At 68.6% G+C, this 3,324-nt stretch carries 2 protein-coding genes and 1 pseudogene; 2 read left to right on the top strand and 1 reads right to left on the bottom strand.

Translation table 11 applies throughout. The annotated features are described in order from the left end of the window. A pseudogene (locus VJ976_RS11935) lies at positions 1-495 on the bottom strand (DNA ligase); the annotation flags it as partial. Between the two features lie 17 nt (positions 496-512). On the opposite strand from VJ976_RS11935, the gene VJ976_RS11940 reads away from it, so the two are divergent. Both VJ976_RS11940 and VJ976_RS11945 read left to right on the top strand, forming a co-directional pair. After that, a complete protein-coding gene (locus VJ976_RS11940) occupies positions 513-1,313 on the top strand; it encodes a Ku protein (RefSeq protein ID WP_324100449.1) in 801 nt (266 codons plus the stop codon). Positions 1,314-1,475: 162 nt separating this feature from the next. Further along, positions 1,476-3,324 (top strand): ATP-dependent Clp protease ATP-binding subunit (locus VJ976_RS11945; protein WP_324100450.1); only part of this gene is annotated, 1,849 nt, incomplete at its 3' end.

A 3,324-nucleotide genomic window follows, 5' to 3' on the forward strand; every position in this document is an offset into this window, starting at 1 on the left:
CGACCACAGAGACGCGGCATCCTCGTGGACCGGCGACAGGGTCCGTGAGCCTGCGGGGAACCAGAGGTCCTCCAGCGCTGCTCGCCGGTCGGTCCACGGCAGGCCGGTCACCTCCAGCCCGTCGAGCCGCAACAGGTCAAAGGCCACGAAGGTCACCGGGTGTGTGCGAACACCGGTCTGCGGGTCCGCTCGGGCGCGACGGCCCGTCCCCGCGTGAACGCGATGCACGACATGGGTGAAGGAGGGCTCGCCGTTCACGAAGGCGACGGCCTCCCCGTCCAGCAGCACATCCTCGGCCAGGTCGGCCAGACGTGCCAGCTCCGGAAAGCCGGCGCTCACGTCGCGCCCGGACCGGGTCCGCAGTACGACCTGGCCCTTTCGCACGTCGGCGAGCAACCGCACTCCGTCCCACTTGATCTCGTGAGCCCACTGCGGCCCATGCGGCAGATCCTGGGGGCCGGTGGCCTCGCCCGAGGTGGCGAGCATCGGTCTCATGGGTCCATATTGAACGAATGCGAGCCATCTGGAAGGGAGCGGTGTCGTTCGGGCTGGTCAACGTACCGGTCCGGCTGTACTCGGCGACCGAGAACCACGACCTGAGCTTTCACCAGGTGCGCGCCTCCGACGGCTCCAGGGTGCGCTACAAGCGGGTGGCGCAGGCGGACGGGGAGGAGGTGGCCTACCGCGACATCGCCAAGGGATACCAGGCGCAGGACGGCACCACGGTCATCCTGACCGATGAGGACCTGTCGACCCTGCCGCATCGCAGCAGCAAGGAGATCGCGGTCGAGAGCTTCGTCCCCAGCGCTCAGATCGACCCCATCCTGTACGACAGGGCCTACTACATCGAGCCGGATGCCATGGGGGCCAAAGCGTACGGTCTGCTGCGCGAGGCGCTCCGGGAGAGCGAGCGGGTGGCGGTGGTCACGGTCTCGGTGCGCAGCCGGATGACGATGGCCGTGCTGCGAGTGCTCGAGGACGTCATCGTGCTGCAGACCCTCTTGTGGCCCGACGAGGTGCGGGACAGCGCAGAGCTCAACCACCTGGACGAGGTGAGCGAGCCGAAGGAGTCCGAGGTCGCGATGGCCCGGATGCTCGTGGACTCGATGGCCGGCGACTTCGAGCCCTCGGAGCACGTCGACGACTACAAGGAGGCCGTCGAGGCGCTCGTGACACGCAAGATCGAGGGGGGTGAGGTGCACCAGGCGGCTGGCGAGGGCGATCAGGACGACTCCGGGGAGGTGGTCGACCTGCTGGCGGCCTTGCAGCGCAGTGTGGACCGGGCGAAGGCCGGGCGCGGCAAGGCAGGGTGAGCCGGTCACGAGCCCACCCCAGCCGCGCGGTGCCGCCGTGCTTCCGCCGTGGGCGAACACCCCCGCGCGGGACGACCGGCTGTGGAACAGTCGACGCTGGGCTCACGTTGGAGTGAGGAACGACCCGTACCATCGAGACTCTCTCGAACGTCAGGAGAAACCATGTTCGAACGGTTCACCGACCGAGCCCGGCGCGTCGTGGTGCTGGCGCAAGAAGAAGCTCGCATGCTCAACCACAACTACATCGGCACCGAGCACATCCTGCTGGGGCTGATCCACGAGGGTGAGGGCGTCGCGGCCAAGGCCTTGGAGTCGCTGGGGATCTCCCTCGATGCGGTGCGCGAGCAGGTGCAGGAGATCATCGGGCAGGGCCAGCAGTCCCCGACCGGCCACATCCCGTTCACACCCCGAGCCAAGAAGGTCCTCGAGCTGTCGCTGCGCGAGGGGCTGCAGCTGGGGCACAACTACATCGGGACCGAGCACATCCTGCTCGGGCTGATCCGCGAGGGTGAGGGTGTCGCGGCCCAGGTGCTGGTCAAGCTGGGGGCCGACCTCAACCGGGTGCGCCAGCAGGTGATCCAGCTGCTGTCCGGGTACCAAGGCAAGGAGACGGCGGCCGCGGGCGTCGGAGCCGGGGCACAGGAGGGCCAGCAGGCCGGGTCCCTCGTGCTGGACCAGTTCGGGCGCAACCTGACCCAGGCCGCCAGGGAGGGCAAGCTGGACCCGGTCATCGGGCGGCAGGCCGAGATCGAGCGGGTCATGCAGGTGCTGTCCCGGCGGACCAAGAACAACCCGGTGCTGATCGGGGAGCCCGGCGTGGGCAAGACCGCCGTGGTCGAGGGCCTGGCCAGTGACATCATCCGTGGCGAGGTGCCGGAGACGCTGAAGGAGAAGCAGCTCTACACCCTTGACCTCGGAGCACTCGTGGCCGGCAGCCGCTATCGCGGTGACTTCGAGGAGCGTCTGAAGAAGGTGCTGAAGGAGATCCGCACCCGGGGCGACATCATCCTGTTCATCGACGAGATCCACACGCTCGTCGGGGCCGGAGCCGCCGAGGGTGCGATCGACGCGGCCAGCATCCTCAAGCCGATGCTGGCCCGGGGCGAGCTGCAGACCATCGGCGCGACCACGCTGGACGAGTACCGCAAGCACATCGAGAAGGACGCCGCGCTGGAGCGCCGCTTCCAGCCGATCCAGGTCAACGAGCCCAACCTGGCCCACGCGATCGAGATCCTCAAGGGTCTGCGGGACCGCTACGAGGCCCACCACCGGGTCTCGATCACCGACTCGGCGCTGGTGGCCGCGGCGAACATGGCCGACCGCTACATCAACGACCGCTACCTGCCGGACAAGGCGATCGACCTCATCGACGAGGCCGGGGCGCGGCTGCGCATCCGCCGGATGACGGCGCCGCCGGACCTGCGCGACTTCGACGACAAGATCACCCACGCCAAGCGCGAGAAGGAGGCCGCGATCGACGGTCAGGACTTCGAGCTCGCGGCCCGGCTGCGCGACGAGGAGCACAAGCTCACCCAGGCTCGCGCGGCCCGGGAGAAGGAATGGAAGGCCGGCGACATGGATGTCGTGGCCGAGGTCGACGAGGAGCTCATCGCCGAGGTGCTGGCGGCCTCGACCGGCATTCCCGTCATGCGGCTGACGGAGGAGGAGTCCTCGCGGCTGCTGCACATGGAGGACGAGCTGCACAAGCGGATCGTCGGCATGGAGGACGCCATCAAGGCGATCTCCCAGGCGATCCGGCGCACGCGTGCCGGGTTGAAGGACCCTCGCCGTCCGGGCGGGTCGTTCATCTTCGCCGGCCCCACCGGGGTCGGCAAGACCGAGCTGGCCAAGGCGCTGGCGGAGTTCCTCTTCGGCGACGAGGACTCCCTCATCACGCTGGACATGTCCGAGTACTCCGAGAAGCACACCGTCTCGCGGATGTTCGGCTCGCCCCCGGGGTACGTGGGTTACGAGGAGGGTGGCCAGCTCACCGAGAAGGTGCGCCGCAAGC

The organism is Ornithinimicrobium sp., from assembly GCF_035267225.1.
GTDB lineage: Bacteria > Actinomycetota > Actinomycetes > Actinomycetales > Dermatophilaceae > Ornithinicoccus.